General features: G+C 66.9%; 19 protein-coding genes. 7 read left to right on the forward strand and 12 right to left on the reverse strand.

Going from position 1 to position 22,438, the window contains the following annotated elements; all coding sequences use genetic code 11:
* Positions 1-119 precede the first annotated feature (119 nt).
* Both CR918_RS05305 and CR918_RS05310 read left to right on the forward strand, forming a co-directional pair.
* Positions 120-923 (forward strand): CoA pyrophosphatase, encoded by an 804-nt coding sequence (locus tag CR918_RS05305; protein WP_025875365.1) that lies wholly within the window; start codon positions 120-122, stop codon positions 921-923.
* Positions 920-1,819, forward strand: a complete 900-nt coding sequence (locus tag CR918_RS05310) for a sulfurtransferase (RefSeq protein ID WP_099842206.1) — start codon at positions 920-922, stop codon at positions 1,817-1,819. The genes CR918_RS05305 and CR918_RS05310 overlap by 4 nt, the downstream gene beginning before the upstream one ends.
* Before the next feature lie 213 nt (positions 1,820-2,032).
* Here the strand turns inward: CR918_RS05310 and CR918_RS05315 are convergent, their stop codons facing one another.
* Positions 2,033-2,599 carry an N-acetylmuramoyl-L-alanine amidase gene (locus CR918_RS05315; protein ID WP_099783439.1) on the reverse strand — a complete coding sequence of 189 codons (567 nt, stop codon included), beginning with the start codon at positions 2,597-2,599 and terminating at the stop codon, positions 2,033-2,035.
* A gap of 72 nt (positions 2,600-2,671) precedes the next feature.
* On the opposite strand from CR918_RS05315, the gene CR918_RS05320 reads away from it, so the two are divergent.
* Both CR918_RS05320 and rlmKL read left to right on the forward strand, forming a co-directional pair.
* Positions 2,672-3,199, forward strand: coding sequence for an alpha/beta hydrolase (locus CR918_RS05320; protein WP_099842207.1), 528 nt, complete (start codon positions 2,672-2,674; stop codon positions 3,197-3,199).
* A 144-nt stretch (positions 3,200-3,343) separates the two neighbouring features.
* Complete coding sequence (gene rlmKL, locus CR918_RS05325) at positions 3,344-5,482, forward strand: bifunctional 23S rRNA (guanine(2069)-N(7))-methyltransferase RlmK/23S rRNA (guanine(2445)-N(2))-methyltransferase RlmL (RefSeq protein ID WP_099844248.1); 2,139 nt, start codon at positions 3,344-3,346, stop codon at positions 5,480-5,482.
* Between the two features lie 121 nt (positions 5,483-5,603).
* Here the strand turns inward: rlmKL and CR918_RS05330 are convergent, their stop codons facing one another.
* The 7 genes from CR918_RS05330 to aptA form a co-directional block, all read right to left on the reverse strand.
* Positions 5,604-5,933, reverse strand: a complete 330-nt coding sequence (locus CR918_RS05330) for a DUF3325 domain-containing protein (RefSeq protein ID WP_032975662.1) — start codon at positions 5,931-5,933, stop codon at positions 5,604-5,606.
* A complete protein-coding gene (locus CR918_RS05335; RefSeq protein ID WP_099842208.1) occupies positions 5,930-7,558 on the reverse strand; it encodes a PepSY-associated TM helix domain-containing protein in 1,629 nt (542 codons plus the stop codon). Before CR918_RS05335 ends, CR918_RS05330 begins: the two co-directional genes overlap by 4 nt.
* Complete coding sequence (locus tag CR918_RS05340; protein ID WP_099783445.1) at positions 7,555-7,875, reverse strand: DUF3649 domain-containing protein; 321 nt, start codon at positions 7,873-7,875, stop codon at positions 7,555-7,557. Before CR918_RS05340 ends, CR918_RS05335 begins: the two co-directional genes overlap by 4 nt.
* Before the next feature lie 108 nt (positions 7,876-7,983).
* Positions 7,984-10,209, reverse strand: a complete 2,226-nt coding sequence (locus tag CR918_RS05345) for a TonB-dependent siderophore receptor (RefSeq protein ID WP_099842209.1) — start codon at positions 10,207-10,209, stop codon at positions 7,984-7,986.
* 488 nt (positions 10,210-10,697) lie between these two features.
* On the reverse strand, positions 10,698-11,984 hold the full coding sequence (locus tag CR918_RS05350; RefSeq protein WP_025875354.1) for a DUF445 domain-containing protein: 1,287 nt from the start codon (positions 11,982-11,984) through the stop codon (positions 10,698-10,700).
* Positions 11,985-12,103: 119 nt separating this feature from the next.
* Complete coding sequence (locus CR918_RS05355; protein WP_025875352.1) at positions 12,104-12,988, reverse strand: ParB N-terminal domain-containing protein; 885 nt, start codon at positions 12,986-12,988, stop codon at positions 12,104-12,106.
* Between the two features lie 63 nt (positions 12,989-13,051).
* Positions 13,052-14,404, reverse strand: coding sequence for an omega-aminotransferase AptA (gene aptA / locus CR918_RS05360; RefSeq protein ID WP_099842210.1), 1,353 nt, complete (start codon positions 14,402-14,404; stop codon positions 13,052-13,054).
* A 202-nt stretch (positions 14,405-14,606) separates the two neighbouring features.
* On the opposite strand from aptA, the gene CR918_RS05365 reads away from it, so the two are divergent.
* Positions 14,607-16,103: an aldehyde dehydrogenase gene (locus CR918_RS05365; RefSeq protein WP_099842211.1), complete on the forward strand. Its 1,497-nt coding sequence runs from the start codon at positions 14,607-14,609 to the stop codon at positions 16,101-16,103.
* Positions 16,104-16,109: 6 nt separating this feature from the next.
* Here the strand turns inward: CR918_RS05365 and CR918_RS05370 are convergent, their stop codons facing one another.
* Entirely contained in the window at positions 16,110-16,763 is a 654-nt protein-coding gene (locus CR918_RS05370) for a hypothetical protein (protein WP_243378977.1), read from the reverse strand.
* Positions 16,764-16,910: 147 nt separating this feature from the next.
* Between CR918_RS05370 and CR918_RS05375 the strand changes: the two genes are divergently transcribed.
* The gene (locus CR918_RS05375; protein ID WP_099842213.1) at positions 16,911-18,191 is read left to right on the forward strand and encodes an MFS transporter; all 1,281 of its coding nucleotides are present in this window, start codon (positions 16,911-16,913) and stop codon (positions 18,189-18,191) included.
* On the opposite strand, the gene CR918_RS05380 is transcribed toward CR918_RS05375, so the two are convergent.
* The 3 genes from CR918_RS05380 to CR918_RS05390 all read right to left on the reverse strand — a co-directional run bounded on the left by CR918_RS05380 (position 18,192) and on the right by CR918_RS05390 (position 21,739).
* The gene (locus tag CR918_RS05380) at positions 18,192-18,653 is read right to left on the reverse strand and encodes a bacteriohemerythrin (protein ID WP_025875341.1); all 462 of its coding nucleotides are present in this window, start codon (positions 18,651-18,653) and stop codon (positions 18,192-18,194) included.
* An 85-nt stretch (positions 18,654-18,738) separates the two neighbouring features.
* Positions 18,739-20,082: a diguanylate cyclase gene (locus CR918_RS05385; protein ID WP_099844250.1), complete on the reverse strand. Its 1,344-nt coding sequence runs from the start codon at positions 20,080-20,082 to the stop codon at positions 18,739-18,741.
* Positions 20,083-20,176: 94 nt separating this feature from the next.
* A complete protein-coding gene (locus CR918_RS05390) occupies positions 20,177-21,739 on the reverse strand; it encodes an MASE1 domain-containing protein (RefSeq protein WP_099842214.1) in 1,563 nt (520 codons plus the stop codon).
* A gap of 336 nt (positions 21,740-22,075) precedes the next feature.
* Between CR918_RS05390 and CR918_RS05395 the strand changes: the two genes are divergently transcribed.
* Positions 22,076-22,420 carry a hypothetical protein gene (locus CR918_RS05395; protein WP_025875335.1) on the forward strand — a complete coding sequence of 115 codons (345 nt, stop codon included), beginning with the start codon at positions 22,076-22,078 and terminating at the stop codon, positions 22,418-22,420.
* Positions 22,421-22,438: the final 18 nt, after the last annotated feature.

Genomic DNA, 22,438 nt, shown 5'->3' on the forward strand with positions numbered 1-22,438 from the left:
CGTCAACATCAACGCGCCGGTGAACCCACCGGCGCGTTTTTGTTTCTGCACCACGCTGCAGCTGTGCGGGGCCCATCCCAAATTCAGCCCATTCGCGCTACTGTTGACCGGTGCAAATAATGGAAGAAACGGCGCGTGCTGTCGCAAGCCCCTGCATCAACGTCTGCAAGCTGGATCGCAACCGGCTCTGCGCCGGGTGCGGGCGGCATATCGACGAAATCGCACGGTGGTCGTCGATGAGCGACAGCGAACGCAGCCACATCCTGCAGCGTGTGCTGCCCCTGCGCCAACAGCTGCAGCAGTCGCTGCGAGGTTCGTTGGCCGATCATGAGCGGCTGCTGCGCGCGCTGCATCCGCTGGCCGAGCCGCCGGCAGGTGACGGCTGGAACCGCAGTGAACTGGATGACCTGCTGCCCCCGGGCCCACCGGTCGAGGCGGCGGTGTTGGCTGGCATCGTGCCGCGCGCCAACGGTGCGCAGGTGATCCTGACCCGGCGTACCGAAACCCTGCGGCAACATGGTGGCCAGGTTGGCTTCCCCGGCGGCCGCACCGAGCCCGATGATCGCGATGCGCTGGCTGCCGCACTGCGCGAAAGCCAGGAAGAAATCGCGTTGGCGCCGACACAGGTGCAGGCACTGGGATATCTCGATCCGTTCGTGACCATCACCGGCTACCGGGTGACCCCGGTGGTGGCAGTGATCGATCCGGATTTCGTGGCGGTCCCGCAGCCCAGCGAAGTGGCCGAGGTGTTCGAAGTGCCGCTGGACTATCTGATGGCCGCCGACAACCTGCGCCAGGTAGAAATCAACCATCGCGGCCGCGTCCGCCATGTCCTTGAATATGGCTGGCCCGGCCAGCGCATCTGGGGCGCCACCGCGGCCATCCTGTACAACCTGCGTCGCCGCCTGGAGCAAGTGCAATGAAGCCGATCGACCCACCGTGGACCACCCTTGTCGATGTTGCGACCCTGGCTGCGGCCTTGGGCGATGGGGTACGCGTGGTCGATGCCCGCGCGACCGCCAGTACCGTGCGCGTGGTCGACGCGCGTGCATCGCTGGCCGACCCGCAGGCGGGCAACAGCCTCTATACGCAGGGACACATTCCCGGCGCAGTGCATGCCGATCTCAGTCGCGACCTGTCCGATCTGACGCGGGTGGGTCATGGCCGCCACCCGTTGCCCGACAGCGATGCGTTCGCCGCACGACTGGGGCAATGGGGCATCGGCACCGACACGCAGGTGGTGGTGTATGACGGCAGCGATGGCAGCATGGCCGCCGCGCGCCTGTGGTGGCTGCTGCGCCTGATCGGGCATGCGAACGTGGCCGTACTCGATGGCGGCATCGCCGCCTGGCAGGCCGCCGGCCAGCCGCTGGCGACCGGCAGCAGCCAGGTCACCGCGTTGCCCGCGTATCCGGGGCGCTTCGATGGCAGCCAGGTTGCCAGCGCGGACGAGATCGAATCACGCCTCAAGCATGCACCGGGCTGGCTGGTCGATGCCCGCGCGGGCGAGCGGTTCCGCGGTGAGGTGGAGCCGCTGGACCCGGTCGCCGGCCATGTACCGGGCGCGGTCAATCGCCCGTTTGCGTTGAACGTGCTGGACGGCCGCCTGCGCGATGCACAGGAACTGCGTGCCGAGCTGCAGGGCGTGATCGGCAACCAGGACCCGCAACGCGTGGTGCTGATGTGCGGTTCGGGCGTGACCGCCTGCCACCTGCTGCTGGCGATGGAAAGCGCGGGCCTGTCCGGCGCACGCATCTACGCGGACTCATGGAGTGGCTGGGTCAGCGACAGCAACCGCCCGGTCGCCACCGGCGCCTGAGCAAAGCCGGTTGGTCGATTTGACGTTCATCTACGCATGGCGTGGATCTACTGGCCACCGGTTCATCTCTGGGGCAGAGCCCCCTGAGTCAGGGGGCGGCCGCGAAGCGGCGGGGGTGTGGGAGCTGGTAAGTGGGGCCCGCGGTTCGCGCAGCGAAGCGTGGGAGCGACAGCGCGTATGCGATGGCGTGTACCCAGGGCGCAGCCCTGCCCATCATCCCAACCCCTGCAACGGCACCTTCGCCAGCACCCGCGCCCACGGGAACAACGGGCCCGGATCACGCTTGCGCGCCACGGTCACCGCCGGGTCATCACTGGCCGGCACCTGCTCCAGGTCCAACTGGTCATGTCCGGCAATCCGCCGCAGCGACGGGTAACGAGCCACCAGTGCCTGCAGCAACCGTTCCAGCGCCAGCAGCTGCGCTTCGGTGTACGGCTCGTCCATCGCCTGGTGGCGGCTGTCGAGCCAGTGCGGGTAGCGCCCCGAATTGACCAGTTCGATGCCTACGGTATCGGCATTCATGCCGCGCACGTGGTGGGCGATGCGCTCCGGCGCCACGTACTGCACCACGCTGCCGTCGCGGTCGATGTAGAAATGCCCGCTGTTGCCGGCGCCGCTGTCGTACAGCACGCGCTCGCCGTACTCCCGGGCGGTCGCCAGGTCGGGCAGTTCGGTGCAGTGGATCACCACCATCGCCAGGCTGGATGGATCGCGCAGTGGCAGGCGGTCGTGGTAGGGCAACGGCTGCAGCTGCAGGCCGGGCAGGAGCGGTTTGGGCATGCGGCGATGCTAGCATTGCCGGATGAAACTGCCTTCCCTTCTGCTGTCGATCCGCTCCGTGGGAGCGCACGCATGAGCCGCGGTCACTGCATCCTGTCCCACGGCTTCGAGAGCGGCCCGGAGGCGACCAAGGTCACCGCGCTGGCCGAAGTCGCCGAGCGACTGGGCTGGACCCATGAGCGCCCCGATTACACCGACCTGGACGCGATGAGCCAGGTCAGCCGCGTTGGCGATGTGCGCACCCGCCTGCAACGCCTGATCGAGCGCTCGGCCGCTGCCGCTGCGCAGGGGCCGGTGGTGCTGGCCGGCTCCAGCCTGGGCGCCTACATCTCTGCCATCGCCTCGCTGCAGGTGCCGGTGGCCGGCCTGTTCCTGATGGTGCCGCCCACCACCATGGGCCCGATGCCGGCGCTGGATGCCGCGCCGGTGCCGACCACGGTGATGCAGGCCTGGCATGACGAGGTGGTGCCGGCCGCCGGAGTCATCGCCTGGGCGCAGGCGCGCTCGGCGCAGCTGCTGCTGGTGGACGATGGCCATCGCCTGGAGCACCACGTGGAAGCCTCTGCGCAGGCCTTCGAGCGCCTGCTGCGCCAGCTGTGAAGCCCGGGCGCACGGCGCGCCCGCCCGCATTGACTACAATGGCAGCCCCGCCGCCCCCGGCGCGGGCCTGCCGGCCGTGCCTACGGCCCTCCCTTCCGAATGGCCCGGCCCCCTGCCGTGCCTGACCACCTGCGAACCGATCCCGTGAAATTTTTTGTCTCCTGCGCCAAGGGCCTGGAATACCTGCTTGCCGATGAGCTGTCGGCCCTGGGCCTGGAAAAGGCCACTGCCACCATCGCCGGCGTCAACGCCGATGGCGAACTGGAGCAGGCGCTGCGGATCGTGATGTGGTCGCGGCTGGCCAGCCGCGTGCTGTGGCCGATCGACGAATTCGAATGCCCGGACGAGCAGGCGCTGTACGACGGCGTGCGTGCGCTGCCGTGGCACGAACACATCAAGCCGGAGATGACCCTGGCGGTGGATGCACATGTGTCCGGCGACAAGATCACCCATGCCCGTTTCGCCGCGCAGCGGATCAAGGACGCCATCGTCGACCGCATGCGTGACGAAGGGCTGGAGCGCCCTTCGGTCAACACCGACCTGCCGGACGTGCGCGTCAACCTGTCGCTGCGCAAGGGCCGCGCCTCGCTGTCGATCGACCTCGGCGGCGGCCCGCTGCATCGCCGCGGCTGGCGCGGTGCGGCGCATGACGCGCCGTTGAAGGAAAACCTGGCTGCCGCGCTACTGATGCGCGCGCAGTGGCCGCGCCTGCACGCTGCCGGTGGCGGCCTGCTGGACCCGATGTGCGGCAGCGGCACCCTGCTGATCGAAGGCGCGCTGATGGCGGCCGATGTAGCCCCCGGCCTGATGCGCCATGGCAGCCTGCCGCCGAGCCGCTGGCTGGGCTTCGACAAGGCCGCCTGGAAAACCATCCAGAGCGAAGCGCGTGATCGCGAAGCGGCCGGCCTTGCCGCGCTGAAGCCGGTCATCCACGGCAGCGACATCGACCCGGTGGCGATCCAGGCCGCACGCGAGAACGCCGAAGTTGCCGGCGTCGCCCATGCCATCCGCTTCACCCGCGCCGATGTGGCTGACCTGCCCACCCCGGAGCAGGAGATCGGCGCGGTGGTCTGCAACCCGCCGTATGACGAGCGCCTGGCCGCCGATCCGGCGCTGTACCGCAAGCTGGGCAATGCCCTGCAGAAGGCCGTGCCGCAGTGGCGCGCCAGCCTGCTGTGCGGCAATGACGAACTGGCCTTCGCCACCGGCCTGCGTGCGGGCAAGAAATACCAGATGTTCAATGGTGCGCTGGAATGCGCACTGATCGTCTGCGATCCGATCGCGGTGCCGGGCCGCGACCCGGCACAGGTGCGCGAGCTGAGCGAAGGCGCGCAGATGGTGGCCAACCGCCTGCGCAAGAACCTGAAGAAGTTCAAGAGCTGGCGCGCGCGCGAAGGCGTCACCTGTTTCCGTGCCTACGATGCCGACCTGCCGGAATACGCAGCGGCCATCGACGTGTACGAGGAAGATGGCGGCCAGCGCCGCACGTTCCTGCATGTGCAGGAATACGCTGCACCGGCCGCGATTCCCGAGAACGACGTGCGCCGCCGCCGCAATGAACTGCTGGCCGCTGCGCGCGAGGTGTTCGGCGTGCCGCCGGAACAGGTATCGATGAAATCGCGTGAACGTGGCAAGGGCGGCAGCAAGTACGGCCGTTTCGAGCAGCGTGATGAGTTCCTCGTGGTGCGCGAGAACAACGCGCTGCTGCAGGTGAACCTGTTCGACTATCTCGATACCGGTCTGTTCCTCGACCATCGCCCGCTGCGCCGGCTGATGGCCGAGCAGGTGCGCGGCAAGCGCTTCCTCAACCTGTTTTGCTACACCGGCGTGGCCAGCGTGCAGGCGGCGGTGGCCGGTGCGGCCAGTACCACCAGCGTCGACCTGTCGGCCACCTACCTGCAGTGGTGCTACGACAACCTGGCCCTGAACGGGCAGGGCGGCAATCAGCACCTGCTGGTGCAGGCCGATGCGATGGCCTGGCTGGAAGGCGATCGCGGCCAGTACGACGTGATCTTCTGCGACCCGCCGACGTTCTCCAACTCGGCCCGCGCCGAGGACTTCGACGTACAGCGCGAGCAGGTGAAGATGCTGCGTGCGGCCGTCGCGCGACTGGCGCCGGGTGGCGTGCTGTACTTCTCCAACAACTTCCGCCGCTTCAAGCTGGAAGAGAACGCCATCGCCGAATTCGCCCAGTGCCGCGAGATCAGCGCCAGCACCATCGGCCCGGATTTCGAGCGCAACGCGCGCATCCATCGTGCGTGGGAGCTGAAGCGCCTGGCGTGACGCGTCGCCGGGCATGGCCCGGCGCTACCCACGTGCGCGCAGAACGGTAGCGCCGGGCCATGCCCGGCGAGCGTGGGTCCGGTAGATCCACGCCATGCGTGGATGCGGTCCACCGCACGGGTTACAACAGCGCCACCACCAGCCCGATCACCGGCAACGCGATCGCCAGCGGCGCGATCCATTTCGGCCGGTACGGGTACAGCGCGAACGCCAGCACGATTCCACCCAGGGTGAGCGCGCCGAGCCACAGCACCGGGCCCATCGCCCAGCCGTGGTCGACCACGCACAGTGCGAAAGCCACCGTCAGCAGTACCCAGCCCAGCACCCGCCATTGCGTGCGCCGTGCCGGTGATGCCGCGGATTTGCCGTGCAGTTCCTGCTGGTGCTTTTCCATCGCCAGCGACAGCGCGGTGAACGCTGTGAACGACAACCCCAGTACCAGCAGCATCATGCGCTGGCCTCCGCTTCCACTGCATCGGCCGGTGCCCTCGTCGCTGCAGCGGCCGCCGCGCGTTTCTTCTTCTCGGCGGCAGTCAGCGGCGGCGTCCAGCGTTGCATGCGCCAGCCGCACAGGGCTAGCATCGCGCCGAAGGCGATCATCGACAGGTCGAAACCGGCCAATGCCCAGTCACCGTTGAACAAGGTGACGCCCAGGTGCGCGTGGGTGGTCAGCGCGTTCACTACCGGAATCAGCGCGAACGCGGCCGCGCCGATGTACAGCTGCCACGCCCACATCATCCGCTTGGGCCAGATGAAGGCTGCCAGCAGCGAGGCGCCCCACGCGTAGAAGAACACGTTCGCTTCGGCGTTGGAGCGCTCGGCCAGGCCCAGCGGCAGCAGGCGGTTGCCCCAGAAATAGGCGGCGAAGGCGATCGGCAGACCGGCCACGGCGCCGATGTTCAGTGCATCGACCAGGCGCAGGCCGAAGCCGGTGCGACCGCTCTTGGCATGCTTCGGCCGCTCCTTCACCGCCCACAGCACCACGCCGCTGGCCACCATCAGGCAGCCGGTCAGGCCGGACAGGAAGAACAACGCGCGCAGGCCCCAATCGGCAAAGCGGGCCAGGTGCAGGCCATACAGCACGCCACGGGTGGCGGTGGCGCCACCGGAAGGCGGCGTTTCCTGCAGCAGCGCGCCAGTGACCATGTCATAGCGCAGCGCCGGGGTATCGATGGACAGGCGTTTGCCATCGCGCTGGCGGATGTCGATCACCGCATTGGCGGCACCGGGATTGGCAACGCTGAAACCGGCGACCTCGGTGCCGTGCCAATGCGTGCGGGCGCTGTCCAGCAGCTGCCGCAGCGGCAGGGGGGCTGCCTTGCCTTCGGCGGGCGCGGTGACCTCGGGCAGGCCACCAAAGGCCTCCGCGTAGAACGCATCCTGGTCGGTGCCGTAGGCCACGTTCACTCCCCACGGCAGGTACATGATCATCAAGGTGACGATGCCGGTGTAGGTGATCATCGCGTGGTAAGGCAGGGCCATCACCGCGCTGACGTTGTGGAAGTCCAGCCAGGAACGCAGGCCCTTGTCCTTCCGGAAGGTGAAGAAGTCCTTGAAGATCTTCTTGTGGGTGATCACGCCGGTGATGATGGCCACCAGCATGAACATCGCGCAGAAGCCCACCAGGTAGCGCGCCCACAGCACGGGAATGTAGTGCAGGTCGAAATGCAGGCGGTAGAAGAAGTCGCCGCCACGTGTCTCGCGGGCCTTCAGCTCGGTGCCGGTGTTCGGGTCCAGGGTGGCATCACCGAAGGCGCCGCGTCGGCCCTTGCTGGGGTCGGCCAGCTCGGCCGGCAACCGCCAGAACATCTGCATGGCCGGATTGCGTGGCTGCGGCAGGGTGACGAACCAGCTCTCGGCCTGTGGTGCGTTGGCCAGCAGGTAGTCGGCCGCGCGCTGCGCCGCTTCGTCGGTGCTGACCGTGCTGCGCGGCAGCTCCGGGCGCATCCAGCGGCTGATTTCCTCGCGGTAGTAGCTGGCGGTGCCGGCCATGAAGATCAGCAGCAGCAGCCAGCCGACCAGCAGGCCGGTCCAGGTATGCAGCCAGGCCATGGATTGGCGGAATCCATTCTTCATGCCCACGCCCCCAGCAGGCGCGAAATGCCGGCCAACAGCAGGGTGGGGGCAAGAATGCCGACCCAGGCACGCAGCGCACTGCGCGTGGCGAACGCCCACAGCGCGGCGCAGGCGGCGACCAGGATCGCCAGCAGCATGCCGGTCAGCACGGCCTGGCCGCGCGCGCCCGGCAGCGCCAGCGCACAGAACACCGTGGTCATCGAGGCAAGCGCGTAGCCGCCTAAGATGGCGGCAAGGGATCGGGACAGCACGCCCCATCGCGGGTTGGCGAAGAAGGTGCTGAGGCGGGGGCTGGCGGTTGCGGGCGAGCGGTCCACGGCGGTCCTGCAGGTTGAATGAAGAGAAGGACGGCGCACCGAAGCGCGCCGGGGTTGGCCATCCGTGGCCGGGTGCCGGTCGCAGAACCGGCACCATCCATCAGGTCATCAGAGTTTCCAGCGCAGCGTCACGCTGACGTTGCGGGGTTCGCCCCAGTACACGCCCTGGTAGAAGCCGACGTTGTTGTAGTACTTCTTGTCCAGCAGGTTGCTGATGTTGAGCTGGGCGCTGAAGTTCTCGTTGAAGCGGTAGCCACCGGCCAGGTTCAGCAGGTAGAACGCGTCCTGGGTGATGCGCGCACTTTCGGTGCGGCCGGTGGTCAGGTAGTCGGCCGTCGGCTTGGTGCTGTTGTTCCAGATGCGGCTCTGCCAGGTCACGCCACCGCCCAGCCAGAAGCGGCCTTCGATGCCGCCCGGCCGCCAGCTGGTGTTGAGGCGGAAGGTTTCCTGCGGGGTGGTGGTCCGTTGCAGCACACCCGCGGCGTTGCGGATCCGGGTACGGGCGAAACCGGCCGAGATGTTCCACTGCTCGCCGATGCTGCCCTGGGTTTCCAGTTCCCAACCCTTCACCTTGTTGCCCTTGCCGGTCGAGCGATAGGCCTGGCCGCCATCGGGCAGCGAGTTCAGCGGCACCGAATCATCGATCTCGGCCACGTTGTCCTGCTTGCCTTCAAACACGGCGGCCGAGGCGTTCAGCAGGCCACCGAAGAATTCAGCCTTGACGCCCGCTTCGTACATGTCGCCGACCACCGGCTCAAGGTAGTTGCCGTTGCGGTCGCGGTAGTTCTGCGGCTTGAAGATGTCGGTGTAGCTGACATAACCGCTGAACATCGAATTGAAGTCGTAGACCAGGCCGGCATACGGGGTCAGCGTGTCGTCGGGCTTGTAGCCGGTGCGGGTGGTGCGGTTGCGGTTGCCGTTGGTGTCGTAGCCGTAGCCCCACTGGCGGGTTTCCCAGCTGCCATAGCGGGCGCCGACCACGGCCAGCAGCGGGTCGGCCAGGCGCAGGCGCGCGGCGATGTAGGCGGCGCGCTGGCGCAGCTCGTTTTCCGAGGAAAGACGGCCGTAGCGTGTTACCGGCAGGACCGGCACCTTGCCGGTCCAGTTGCGCCAGTCGGGAACCTGCATGTAGCCCGGTGCGCTGGTGTCGAAGCTGGTCGCTTCGGATTCGCCCTTGCGCACGGACTGGCCCAGCCCGAACACCAGTTCATGTTCACGGCCGAACAGCTGGAAGGGGCCGCCGACGTTGACGTCGAACACGTCCATCGTGCTGTGTTCGTTGAAGTGCGAGACGTAGGCGGTGACGCCGGTGCCGTCCGCGCGCGGGTAGCCGGCTGCGCCGTACCAGACGCTGCCATCGGTATCACGCACGGCATGGCTGACGTTGCCCTTCAGCGACCAGCCGCTGCCCAGCTGCTGTTCGAGGCGGGCGAAGGTGGTCTTTTCAATGATCGGCCATTCGCTCCACGACGCCGACAGATTGGTCGAGCGCGGCAGGTTTGCCGGGTTGCCGTCAGCACCCCAGTAAGGCACCACGCCCCAGGTCACGCCCGTGGTGTGCGGTGACTGGTATTCATAGCCCAGCTCGAACAGGGTGCTGTCGGTCAGGTCGGCCTGGACGATGCCGTAGAACACGTCCTTGTCGAGCTTGTAGACATCGCGGAACGAATCGCTCTGCTGCTTGGCCGCGACCACGCGTGCGCGGATGCGCCCGTCCCACGCCACGGGACCGCCCAGGTCGGCTTCCAGGCGCTGGTTGCCCCAGCGCCCCACGGTCAGGTTGCTGCTCATCTGGAAGGTGTCGGTGGGGCGCTTGCGCACCATGCTGATGGTGCCGGACGGATCACCGGCGCCCGTGGTCAGGCCGGTGGCGCCGCGGATCACTTCGATGCGTTCGTAGATGACGTTGTCGGTGTTGGTCTTGATCGACCCACCGAAGGTGTTGAGCATCCCGTCGATCTGGAAGTTCTCGATCGTGTAGCCACGCGAAACATAGCTGATGCGCTCGCTGTCGGTGACCGACACGCTGACGCCGGTGACCTGGCCCATCACGTCGGACAACGAGAACAACCCCATGTCATCCAGCCGTTGCCGGGTGATGACGGTGACCGACTGCGGCGTCTCGCGCAGCGACAGATCCAGCTTGGTCGCGCTGCGGGTGTTCTTCACCGTGTAGCCGTTTGCGATCTCGCCGTCAGCGGTCACCTTCACCGTGTCCAGCGTGCGCGCATCGGCAGCGAGCGGTGCATCGGCGTGGGCCAGCGGAGCGATCATCACAGCGGTCAGGGCCAGGGCCAGCAGGGTTGGGCGGGGAGTAATCAGGGGAGAAGCCATCGGTGCGATTCCATGCAGGACAAAAAACAGGCGATGGCAAACGCACCCATGGCAGCCATGCGCTCCGCGCACGTCACCCAGCGTGATTCCCATCGACGGCGCGCCACCTGCGGCAGGCAGGCGACCCAGTGGTCGGGGGATGTACACGGGCGAAGGGGCGGGTGGGCGCGTGCTTCCGTGCCCCGCTTGGCTAAGCGTACAACCGATCAGTAAATGATAGGCATTCGCATTTCGTTAAGCAAGTGTGACAGCCCCATTCGTCCCCCGAACATGTGGATCCAGGCAGATCGAGGGAAACGGTCGAAGGCGGGGCGCTGTGGGTTTGCGGGGTGTGAGCCGCATGGATGCGGCGACCAAGCCCCCAGGGATGGGTACACGGCGGCCCCGCAAACCCACAGCGCCCTGCCATCCCGCAGGAAACCAGCTGTGGCTGTTGCTCTGGCTCCGGCCTCTGCGGGTGCCGGGCGCAGCCCGGCCGGGAACGCCCCTCAGAACCGGAACAGCACCGTAGCCGCATGCAGCAGCAGCCCGATCAGCCCACCCACCAGGGTGCCGTTGAAGCGGATGAACTGCAGGTCGCGGCCCACGCTCAGTTCCAGCTGCTCGACCAGATGACGTTCGTCCCAGCTCTTCACCGTCTGCGCGATATGGGTGGTGACGCCCTCGCGCAGGCGCCCGGTGAGCCGCTGCGCGCCTTCCAGCAGGTGCTGGTTCAATGCCTCGCGCAACGCCGGGTCCGATTGCAGGCTGTCACCCAGCGAGGCCAGGCTGCGCTGCAGATGACCGACCAGTGCCGAATCCTCGCGCTGCAGATCGCCGCGCAGGCTGGCATGGATGCGCGACCACAGGCCCTGCACGTAGTCCTGCAGGGCAGGGTGGTCGATCATTTCCTGCTTGAGCTGCTCGATGCGCTCGGCCAGTGCCGGGTCTTCGCGCAGGCGCTGTACGTAGTTGCCCAGCCATTGTTCGTAGTCCTGGCGCAGAGGGTGCTGCGGCTCGGCCAGCACCTGCTGCAGCTCCTCAAGCACCGCGCGCGCCAGGCGTTCGGCAAGGCTGTCGCCGATCTCATCGATCGGCTTGACCCAGTTCACCGTGCTCGACAGCGTCGGCCATTCGCGCTGGATGTAGCGCACGATCAGCTGCGAGGCGCGTTCCTTCACTTCCGGCTGCTCCAGCCAACGCCCCAGCCGTTGCAGGCCTTCGTCCAGCACGCGCTGGTGGCGGCCGTCGGCGGTCAGCAGGCCCAGCAGTTCGCCGGCGGTGGCTGCGGCGTTCCACTGCCGCAGCTGCTGCACCACGAAGCTGTGCAGCTGCCGCCGCACCGCCGCTTCATCGAAGAAGTCCAGCGCCTGCAGCGCCCAGCCACGGGCCATGTCGGCCAGCATCCGTGAACGCGCGGGATCGGCCAGCCAGCTGCCGAGGCGGCTGGCTGGATCGAATACCTGCAGCTTGGCCAGCAGCACCGTCGGTTCCAGGAACTGGTCGCGCACGAACAGGGCCAGGCTGTCGCCGATGCGTTCCTTGCTGCGCGGAATGATCGCCGTATGCGGAATCGGCAGGCCCATCGGCCGCCGGAACAGGGCAACCACCGCGAACCAATCGGCGAGCGCGCCAACCGCGGCGGCCTCGCAGAAGGCCGAGACCCAGGCCCAGATGCCACGCTCGCCCTGCCAGTGGCTGACCGCGAAACCGGCCAGCATCAGCAGCAGCAGGCCAAGGGCGAGGGTTTTCAGGCGCCGCAGCTGGGCGCGGCGCGGATCGATGGCAGACGTCATGCCCGAAGTCTACCCGCAGGCCGGTGAGTACCCGGTAGTGCCGGCCGCTGGCCGGCAACCCATGGACGTTGGAAGCACCTTGCAGCTGCCGGCCAGCGGCCGGCACTACCGGGGGATGCTCAGAGCGTTTCCAGCTGCCTGCGCAGGTGAGCCAGCTGTGCGCGCAGGGTGTCGTTCTCGCGGGTCAGGGCAACCACGCGGCGGCGCAGCGCCGGGGCATCCTCGCCAAGCTGCTCCAGCGCGGCCAGCACCTCGGCATCGCGGCTGGCGATCTCATCCTCGTTGGCCTCTTCGAAGTCCATTTCCGCCGACTCCGGTTCAGGCTTCGGCGCACGCGGCTTGCGCTTGGACTCACGCACGCGCTTTGCAGCCTGCTTCAGTTCATCCTTGCCACCGGCAGCCGCCGCGCGCTGCTCTTCTTCCGGCAGGTCGGCCACGGCGGCGGCGGCGCTGATCGAGATCATGCCGGCCTTCACGGCTTCCACCACCTCGGCCGCAGCCTGGGCGTGGATGCGCTCGATCATGCCTACCTGGCTGGTGCTCAGCTTGGCTTCGCGGGCCAGTTCGGCGCGGCTGATCTTCGGCGCCGGTTCCCACGGCGGGCTGTCTTCGCCGGCCTCGTCGGCAGGCTCGGCGGTGCCGTCGCTTTCGCGCTGCAGCTGCGCCTGTTCGACCTGCTTGCGCGCGGACAGGATGTCGCGCTTGCGCAGAGCCAGCACGCCGCGCTGGAAATCGGAAACGCTGCGCCGGCCCAGGTGCTGCTCGATCATCCACAGGTGCACGTCTTCCATGCTCTGGAAGCGGGTGTTCTGCACGGTGTTGAACGGCAGTCCATGCTTCTGGCAGATGCCGAAGCGGTTGTGTCCATCCACCAGCACGTCGCCCCACAGTACCAGCGCATCGCGGCAGCCTTCGGCGAGGATGCTGCGCTCCAGCGCCTCGTGTTCGTCGGCGGTGAGCGGGTCGATGTAGGCCTTGAGTTCTTCTTTGACGACGATGTTCATGGGCACGGCAACAGGCAGGAGCGGAACCGCCCATTGTACCTGCTCGCCAGCACCGCCCTGGCCTCAGGCGGTGGCCCGGATCATCTCGCCCAGGGTCCCGGTGATCCGGTCGATCTGTGCCTTGTCCACGATCAGCGGCGGTGACAGCGCGATGATGTCGCCGGTGCAGCGCACCAGCAGGCGCCCGTCGTGGAAGCAGCGGCGGAACACCTCGTAGCCACGGCTGCCGGGGGCATCCTTGCGCGGTGCCAGCTCCACCGCACCGACCAGGCCGAAGTTGCGGATGTCGATCACGTTCGGCAACCCCTGCAGGGCGTGCAGGCGCTCCTGCCAGTATTCGCCCAGCTCGATCGCGCGCTCGAACAACCGTTCCTCGGCGTAGATGTCCAGCGTGGCCAACGCCGCCGCGCAGGCCAAGGGGTGGCCCGAATACGTATAGCCATGGAACAGCTCGATGGCCTGTGGCGGACCCTGCATGAAGCTGGCATGCACGCTGTCGCCGACCAGCACGCCTCCCAGCGGCACCGCGCCGTTGCTGGCGCCCTTGGCGAAGGTCAACAGGTCCGGAGTGACCCCGAAACGCTGTGCGGCGAACGCCATGCCAACCCGGCCGAAGCCGGTGATGACCTCATCGAACACCAGCAGGATGCCGTGCTGGTCGCAGATCTCGCGCAGTCGTTGCAGATAGCCCGGCGCCGGCAGGATCACCCCGGCCGAGCCGGCGATGGGTTCAACGAACACCGCGGCAATGGTGGACGGATCGTGCAGGGCGATCAGCCGTTCCAGATCGTCGGCCAGCTCGGCGCCCTGGCGTGGCAGGCCCTTGCTGAACGCATTGCGTGACAGGTCCAGGGTATGCCGCAGGTAGTCCACGCCGCCGAGCTGCAGGCCGAACTGGCGGCGGTTGTTGGGCAGCCCGCCCAGTGCCATGCCGCCGAAGCCGACCCCGTGGTAGGCCTTCTCGCGGCTGATGAAGCGCGTGCGCTGTCCCTCGCCGCGCAGGCGGTGGTGGGCCAGCACGATCTTCATCGCTGAATCCACTGCCTCCGAACCCGAGCTGGTGAAGAACACGTGGTTCAACCCGGCCGGGGCCAGTGCCGCCAGCCGCTGCGCCAGGGCGAAGGCCGGCGGCGAACCCATCTGGAAGGCCGGCGAGTAATCGAGGGTGGCGGCCTGCTCGGCGATCGCGTCGACGATGCGTCGGCGGGCGTGCCCTGCATTGCAGCACCACAGGCCAGCGGTGCCATCGAGGATGGCGCGCCCATCGACGTCCTCGTAGTGCATGCCCTCGGCACGTACCAGCATGCGCGGCGCGCCCTTGTACTGGCGGTTGGCAGTGAACGGCATCCAGTACGCGTCCAGTGAATCGGGGCGCTGGGTGGCCAGGTCGTGCAGGTCGCTTGCAGGGGTTTTCATGCCGGCTCCGTCGGGTCCGATGGTTGCGACTCTAGCGCAGCCGCGTCACGGTTCTGTCGGCAGGCATGGCCCGGCGCTACCGTTCGGGCCTCGACCTTGTGGCAGCGCCGGGCCATGCCCGGCGAGCGCGCAGCGCGGTCGATCACGGTGGGGTCGCGGCCGCGCCGGTATAAACAAGGATCGTTGATTGCTGGAGCGACCCATGGCCGACTTCCCCGACCGCAGCCACTGGCAGACCCTGCGCAGCCGCGTGGCGATTCCTGCGCAAGCGTTCATCGATGGCCGCTACGTGGATGCCGCCAGCGGCGCGCGCTTTGATTGCATCAGCCCGATCGACGGGCGTGTACTGGGTGCGGTGGCCGACTGTGATGCACAGGACGTCGAGCGTGCGGTGGCCTCGGCGCGCTGCGCGTTCGAGGCAGGCCACTGGTCGCAGGCCAGCCCCGCCCATCGCAAGCGCGTGCTGCTGGCGCTGGCCGCGCTGGTGGAGACGCACGCCGATGAGCTGGCCCTGCTGGAAACGCTGGACATGGGCAAGCCGATCCGCGATGCGCGTCGCATCGATCTGCCCGGCGTGGTGCGCTGCCTGACCTGGACCGCTGAAGCGGTGGACAAGCTGTACGGTGAAATCGCCCCCACCGGTCCGCGCGAGCTGGGCCTGGTCACGCGCGAGGCCGCAGGCGTGGTGGCGGCCATCGTGCCGTGGAATTTTCCGCTGCTGATGGCGTGCTGGAAGATCGCGCCGGCATTGGCGATGGGAAATTCAGTAGTGCTGAAACCCTCCGAGCGCTCGCCACTGAGTGCGTTGCGGCTGGCCGCACTGGCGGCCGAAGCGGGATTGCCGGACGGCGTGCTCAACGTGTTGCCCGGTCACGGCTCACGCGTGGGCGAGCCGCTGGCCCTGCACATGGACGTGGACGTGCTGGCCTTCACCGGCTCCACCGCTACCGGCGCCAGGCTGCTCGAATACGCGGGGCGCTCCAACCTCAAGCGGGTCTGGCTGGAATGCGGTGGCAAGAGCCCACACGTGGTGTTCGCCGACGCGCCGGACCTGGATGCGGCCGCCAAGGGCGTGGCGCAGGGCATCTTCTTCAACCAGGGCGAAGTCTGCACCGCCGGTTCGCGGTTGCTGGTGCAGCGTTCGATCCGCGATGACTTCGTGCACCAGGTGATCGCCTACGGCCAACGCATGCAGCCCCGCCATCCGCTGGAGGCCGATGCACCGATGGGCGCGCTGGTCGATGCCGCGCACGTGGACAAGGTACTGGCCGATATCGCCCGGGCCGAAGCCGATGGCGCGCGCCTGCTGCTGGGCGGCCAGAGGGCCGAAGTGGAGGCGGGCGGTTGCTATGTGCAGCCGACGGTGTTCGACCAGGTACGCCCGGAACAGGCATTGGCCCGCGAGGAAGTGTTCGGCCCGGTGCTGGCGGTGCTCGGCTTCGATGACGAAGCCGAGGCCGTGCGCTTGGCCAACGACAGTCGCTATGGACTGGCCGCCGGCCTGTGGACGCGGGATCTTGGACGCGCCCATCGCGTAGCCCGCCAACTGCGCGCGGGCAGCGTGTGGGTGAACGGCTGGGACGGCGGTGACATGACGGCACCGTTCGGTGGCTACAAGCAGTCCGGCAACGGCCGCGACAAGTCGCTGCACGCCTTCGACAAGTACAGCGAGATCAAGGCCACCTGGATCCAGCTGTAGACCGCGCTACCGGCAGCTTGCACTGACCTGCAGCACCGCCTCGCGCAGCAACTGCCGGTCCACTTCCTCCACTGCGTTCTGGAAGTAGTGCATGTCCTGCTGGCCCAGCGTGCACGGGTCAACCATGTAGTCCGGTGGCCAGGTGCCGAGCATCTGGGCAACACCCTGCAGGATCTGCTCGGGCGTCATTTGCCGGTGGATCCGGAAAGGTGGGCGATGGGGCGCGAACGCCGCATGCACCTCACGGCGGCCGATCAGCTTTGCGGCCACACCCTCGGCAGTGATGCCATCGCCACCATCGATGCTGCCAGCCGGCAGCCTCAGATTCAGTGGTTGGTTGCGCGCAGCCGCGCTGCGTTGCCGATCGACATGCGCTGAGCGCTGCTTGGCCTGCGCAGTAGGAAGCGCGGGGGCGTGCGGAACCTGGTGCGGCGCAGCCGCCGGCCGTGATGCATCGACAACCAGACGGCTCATCGGCGGCGCTTCCGGCGGCAGCCAACGCAGGCTGATCCGCGAATTGTCGTGTGCGATCAAGGCGATGCGCCCCGCATGCAACAGCCACCACAGCATCAGCAGATGCACCAGCAGCACCACCAGCCATGCAGCCAGGCGAGGCAGCAGCGGGGAATCGGAGCACGACTGCGGGGCGGCAGAACCCATCGGTGAAGCATCCATGCAGGGACCGGTGGTGCAGCGTAGCGGCCCCCGGGAAAGAATTCGTTGGCGTCGGTGTCGCCTGAAACCATTGCCCCGGCGGGGCGGCCAAGCGTGGCAGAATCGGTCGATCCGCCGTTACCCGCCTTGCCGATGTCGACGATCACCGCTGCCGCGCCACCCGTGAATTCTCCCCGCCGTGTCCTGCTGGCCAGCCTGATCGGCACCACCATCGAGTTCTTCGACTTCTACATCTACGCCACCGCCGCGGTGCTGGTGTTCCCGCACCTGTTCTTCCCGGAAAGCAGCGACCAGGCCGCCTTGCTGCAGTCCCTGGCCACCTTCGCGGTGGCGTTCATCGCACGCCCGGTGGGCTCGGCGGTGTTTGGTCACTTCGGGGACCGTATCGGCCGCAAGGCCACCCTGGTGGCCGCGCTGCTGACCATGGGCCTGTCCACGGTCGCCATCGGCCTGCTGCCCACCCATGCGCAGATCGGCCTGTGGGCGCCGGCACTGCTGGCGCTGTGCCGCTTCGGCCAAGGCCTGGGCCTGGGCGGCGAATGGGGTGGGGCGGTGCTGCTGGCCACCGAGAATGCGCCGCCGGGCAAGCGCGCCTGGTACGGCATGTTCCCGCAGCTGGGTGCACCGATCGGCTTCCTGCTGTCAGCCGGCATCTTTCTGCTGCTCGGTCGCTTTCTGGGCCAGGACGATTTCCTGCAATGGGGCTGGCGCATTCCGTTCGTTGCCAGCGCGCTGCTGGTCGGCCTTGGCCTGTGGGTGCGGCTGAACATCCACGAGACACCGGATTTCAAGCGCGCGCTGGAGCGCAAGGCGCCGGTGCGCCTGCCGATGTGGACGGTGCTGCGCGACCATCCGCTGCCGATGCTGCTGGGCACGCTGGGTGCATTCGCCACCTTCGTGCTGTTCTACCTGATGACGGTGTTCAGCCTCGGCCATGGCACCGCCGTGCTCGGCTACAGCCGCGAGCAGTTCCTGCTGATGCAGATGGTGGCGATGCTGTTCTTCGCCGCCGGCATCCCGCTGTCGGCGCGCTACGGTGATCGCTGGGGAACGCGCCGCACGATGGCCATCGCCAGCCTGCTGATCATCGGCTTCGGTGTGCTGTTCGCGCCTTTGTTCCAACCCGGCAGCCCGTGGCTGGTACTGACGTTCCTGTGCCTGGGCCTGTTCCTGATGGGGCTGACCTACGGCCCGTGCGGCACGTTCCTGGCCGAAATCTATCCGGTGGAAGTGCGCTACACCGGTGCCTCGCTGTCGTTCAACCTGGCCGGCATTCTGGGCGCAGCCCCGGCGCCGTACCTGGCGACCTGGCTGGCCGAGCGTTATGGGCTGGTCGCGGTCGGCTACTACCTGTGCCTGACCGCAGTGATCACCCTGTGCGCGCTGCTCGCCCTGCAGCGCCGCCAGCGCTGATCAGCCGAAGAAGCGCTTGAGCGTGCGGCCCAGCCACCCGCCGCTCTGGTGCTCGCGGGCAAACTGGTTCAGGTGCTGCTTGACCTGTTCGGCATAGGCCTGGTCGTCGCCGCGGATGTGGTTGAACAGCCAGCGCGAGAGCATGGTGCGCAACTCGTCACTGATGTCCTCACCGGCCTGGAAGCGCATGCGGTATTCCGATACCCGCTTGATGAAGACCTCATGCACACGCTTGTGCGCGGCACAGAACGGGTAGCCGGCCTCCTCCATCAGCTCTTCTTCGAATGCGAAGTGCGACATGGTGTAGTCCACCACCTCGTCAATGACTTCGCCCACCGCTGCCCGCTGCAGGCTGGTCTGCGCCACGTGCAGGTGGTTGAGCATCTCGATGATGCGGCGGTGTTGCTGATCGATCACATCGATGCCGATGTTCAGATCGTCCTGCCAGACCAGTAGTGCCATCCCCGGCTCCCCTTCATGCTGATGTCGGGGCCGACTGTAGAGGCACCGCCCATGGGCGGCGTTGATCTGGATCAAGGCATGCCAGTCAGGACAGCGCAGCCTCGCGCGGGCGCAGCGGGCTGGCCACCGTGGTGCAGCTGACCCGGTTGCGGCCTCCGGCCTTGGCCAGGTACAGCTGGCGATCGGCCTCGGAAATCAGCCGGTGCAGCGCGTCACGCTGCGGCCGCAGGCAGCACAGGCCGATGCTGACCGTCATGCGCAGCGTGGCACTGCCGATGTCCACTTCCAGCGCGGCGATGCGCTGGCGCAGCTCCTCGAAATAGAGCAGGGCTTCGTCCTGTTCCATGTCCGGCACCAGCAGGCAGAATTCCTCGCCGCCGAAGCGCGCGATCAGGTCCTGGCTTCGCGCGTGGTCGCCGACAGCACGGGCTACCGCACGCAGCGCATCGTCACCCGCTTCGTGGCCGTGGGTGTCGTTGATGTGCTTGAAATGGTCGATGTCGATCATCGCCACCGCCACGCACTGGCCATGCAGCTGCAGTTGCGGCAGCTGGCGCTGGCTCTGTTCCAGGAAGCAGCGGCGGTTGGGCAGGCCGGTGAGGAAATCGCGGGTGGCGAGGTCCTGCAGCGTGCCGATCAGTTCCAGCTGGTCCACATTCTGCGAGACACGGCAGAAGAACTCTTCACGCGAGAAGGGTTTGCGCAGGAAGTCATTGGCGCCGTTCTTCAGGAAGCGCGGAATCAGCGACGCATCGGCATTGCCGGAAATGCCGATCACCGCCACCTTGTCGCGCGAGCGCAGGGTACGCAGGCGGCGGGTGAACTCCACGCCCTGCATGCCCGGCATCTCCTGGTCGACCACGGCCAGACGGATCGCCGGGTGCGCCTCGATCGCTGCCAGGCCTTCGCTGCCATCGGCAGCCTCGTACACCTCATGACCGTACATGCGCAGCAGGGCGGCGGCATAGCCGCGTGCGGACGGCGAGTCGTCCACCACCAGCGCGGCGATGCGCCGGTTGCGTTCCAGGCGCTGCACCAGCCAGACCAGATAGTCGATGCTGCCCGGAGTGTTCTTCAGCACGTAATCGATGATCTGCTGCTGCAGCACGCGCTTGCGCAGATCCTCGTCGTACACGCCGCTGACCACCACGGTCGGCAGGTTGCGCTTGAGGAAGAACTCGACCACCGCGTCGCGGTCGCCATCGGCCAGCACCAGCCCGGTCAGCACCAGGAACCAGCCGCCTTCTTCACTGAGCAGGCGATCAGCTTCGGCCAGCGAGCTGGCCACCACCACCGGCAGCTCCAGGCGCTGTTCGATGGCTTCGCGCAGCATGCCGGTGAAGGCACGGGAATTTTCCACCAGCAGGATGCGCTGCGGCAGCGGATCGGCCAGGTCGCCATCGACAGCGGCCTGCGGCAGGACGGGCATGATGCGGTGGCTCACGTGGGAGGGCTCGGCACCGATAGCGGCGGTTTCAGGTGCAACTTTAGCCGCGCAGGACAACCGGCACGCAGCGGGTGTGTCAGGCCGACGTTGGAATCTGCGGCTGCACACTGGAAATCGAGTCGTATACCGCAAGGCGGAGCCGATTGCTGCGGCAATGTACCGCGCCACCGTAGGCCTGAATCCGTCCGCTCAGGCGCTCGACGGCCTGGTGGGTCGTGTCAGTGGACAGCGCACAGCCACGGTCCAGCAGTGCGACGACCGCGACGATGCCACGGCGGCTACCGGCCGTGCCACACCGGGTCCGTACACAGATCTGGCCCGCCTCCAGTTCCAGCAGCAGCGAGACCGCCTCGATCAGGGTGCGGTAGATCACCAATTGCAGGTCTACATTCAGGATGAACGGGTTTCCGGTCAACCTGGGTCGATTGACCCGGTGGGTATTGCTCCAGATCCTGTACGCGCCACCGCCTTGCAACGCGACATACAGCCCGACCTGTTCCAGTCCAGTGGGGTAGACCAGGCTGGCTTGTTCCCGGAACAGTCGTGAATGCACGGACGATGCATGGTGCAGGCTGTTTGCAACCGCGTGGTGACCCTGGGACTTCAGCCAGCTGACCATCTCGCTGAGCGAACTGTCCATGCCCTCACTCAGATGCTTGAGACGGATGGCCCGCTCGCGTAGCTCACGCTCGCTGGTCTGGTGGGAGCTGCGTGTCAGGCGCAACGTGGTTTCCTCTGCCAAGCCTCGGGACCGGGCGCGTTGATGGTGATAGCTGATGCTGGATCCCAGCGCGAGCAGAGCGACACTCATCACCGCCATGTTCTGTTGGGTTGCGAACGTGCCCAGGTCGAAGGAGGAGGGGAGGCCAGTGCTGGGCGTCGCGGCATGAAGCGGGAGGTTCAACAGCGGAATTGCAATGGCTGCACCACGCCAACCATGCATGAAGGTCAGGGCGATGGCGGGCAGGGCCGCTATCAGTACAAGGTGTTTGCGGGCGACATGGGCGCTGCTGCCTGTCAGCTGCATACCCAAGCCCAGTATCAGCATCAACAGGATCGCCACAGCGGTGGGCGCGACAAGGCGGGTGCGCCAGCTGGGATCTGCGTGCCGCAGGCCCCACAGGAAGGCCAGCGGGACCAAGGTGATGATGGCGGCGAAGTGGCCAAAGATTGCCCGATCGACCGCGTCCAGCAGGTTGCTGGGCGGCGGATTCGTCCAGAGGGCATATGAAATGCCCAGATTAAGACCCGGGACGAACAGCGCTGTGCAGAACGACAACGACAGCAGCCAGAGGCCGGTGGCGGCCTCGGATGGTGTTCTCATCCGATGCAGATAGATCACCAGCATCGCCATCGGCATCAGCAGGGTCGATGCCAGGATGACCCAGTCCAAGCCGTAGGTATCGATCATGGGAAGGCGCAGCTTGGCGAAGTAGATGTACTCGCCGAGCAACAGATAGGGCCACAGGCGCATCGGGACGATCAGCAGCGCAGCCGCCCGGATACCTGCTGGCAGGAAGAACTGGTCCAGCGAGAACTGGCGCGAGACGAGGCAGCTGGCAGCGTAGACGGCGGCCAGCGCAAGTCCGACCGGTCGAATGCGGAAGCTCACCTCGAAGGCATTCTTCAAACGGTCCAGAAAAGCCTCCTTGCCATCGCTAAGCTACCGCCGACCCGGTAATGAACACTATCCATGGATGAGTGCAGACGCAATCGGCACCATGTTTTCCCGCCAAGGAAGTAGGGCCGGGGGGGCGTCGGGTGCACATATGGGACTAAATCGTCCGGATTATTCAGCCCTCACTGTGTTGGGGCTGGAAGACGTTACTATCGCTGCGAAGTTGTTTGCTCTCACCCCGACCAGGAGGTCATTGTGCGATCCATGATTGTTGGTGTGGTAACCAGTGCAGCAGTGTTTGTCGCAGCTCCAGTTTTCGCGAGTGATAGAGGAGGCGGTGACTACCACGGAAAACCCTTGGCAAGTGCCGCAGTTTCGACGGAGGGCCTTGGTGAGACCCATCCCGCCGCTGCAGACATCAGCGCCGATCCCGCGTTGCAGGTGTACGCTTTCCAGCGCGATGGCGTGGTCTATCTGCAGGTCAACGATCTGGCCGGGCAGGTAAAGGTGATCATCGGCAACGCCGGTGATGCCTACTTCGCATTGCCCGCAGGCAAGTCTGCGGCGCGTGTTTCGCTTCCCGGTCAGCGACTCACTGTTCCGGGTGCGGCACGGCGTTTCGAGGTATATCGTGCGCAGGATGTGGTGCTGGTGCGGTACGCGAGCAGCGATGGCGACATCTGGTCCATTGAAGCACCGTAGTACTCGGCTTCAAGATGC

This window comes from Stenotrophomonas indicatrix, assembly GCF_002750975.1.
GTDB lineage: Bacteria > Pseudomonadota > Gammaproteobacteria > Xanthomonadales > Xanthomonadaceae > Stenotrophomonas > Stenotrophomonas indicatrix.

Excerpts from the sequence above, each read along its gene's own strand:
- CR918_RS05305 (WP_025875365.1), top strand. The coding sequence starts at position 120 with ATGGAAGAAACGGCGCGTGCTGTCGCAAGCCCCTGCATCAACGTCTGC.
- CR918_RS05310 (WP_099842206.1), top strand. The coding sequence starts at position 920 with ATGAAGCCGATCGACCCACCGTGGACCACCCTTGTCGATGTTGCGACC.
- CR918_RS05315 (WP_099783439.1), bottom strand. The coding sequence starts at position 2,599 with ATGCCCAAACCGCTCCTGCCCGGCCTGCAGCTGCAGCCGTTGCCCTAC.
- CR918_RS05320 (WP_099842207.1), top strand. The coding sequence starts at position 2,672 with ATGAGCCGCGGTCACTGCATCCTGTCCCACGGCTTCGAGAGCGGCCCG.
- CR918_RS05330 (WP_032975662.1), bottom strand. The coding sequence starts at position 5,933 with ATGATGCTGCTGGTACTGGGGTTGTCGTTCACAGCGTTCACCGCGCTG.
- CR918_RS05335 (WP_099842208.1), bottom strand. The coding sequence starts at position 7,558 with ATGAAGAATGGATTCCGCCAATCCATGGCCTGGCTGCATACCTGGACC.
- CR918_RS05345 (WP_099842209.1), bottom strand. The coding sequence starts at position 10,209 with ATGGCTTCTCCCCTGATTACTCCCCGCCCAACCCTGCTGGCCCTGGCC.
- CR918_RS05350 (WP_025875354.1), bottom strand. The coding sequence starts at position 11,984 with ATGACGTCTGCCATCGATCCGCGCCGCGCCCAGCTGCGGCGCCTGAAA.
- CR918_RS05355 (WP_025875352.1), bottom strand. The coding sequence starts at position 12,988 with ATGAACATCGTCGTCAAAGAAGAACTCAAGGCCTACATCGACCCGCTC.
- aptA (WP_099842210.1), bottom strand. The coding sequence starts at position 14,404 with ATGAAAACCCCTGCAAGCGACCTGCACGACCTGGCCACCCAGCGCCCC.
- CR918_RS05365 (WP_099842211.1), top strand. The coding sequence starts at position 14,607 with ATGGCCGACTTCCCCGACCGCAGCCACTGGCAGACCCTGCGCAGCCGC.
- CR918_RS05370 (WP_243378977.1), bottom strand. The coding sequence starts at position 16,763 with ATGGGTTCTGCCGCCCCGCAGTCGTGCTCCGATTCCCCGCTGCTGCCT.
- CR918_RS05375 (WP_099842213.1), top strand. The coding sequence starts at position 16,911 with ATGTCGACGATCACCGCTGCCGCGCCACCCGTGAATTCTCCCCGCCGT.
- CR918_RS05380 (WP_025875341.1), bottom strand. The coding sequence starts at position 18,653 with ATGGCACTACTGGTCTGGCAGGACGATCTGAACATCGGCATCGATGTG.
- CR918_RS05385 (WP_099844250.1), bottom strand. The coding sequence starts at position 20,082 with ATGCCCGTCCTGCCGCAGGCCGCTGTCGATGGCGACCTGGCCGATCCG.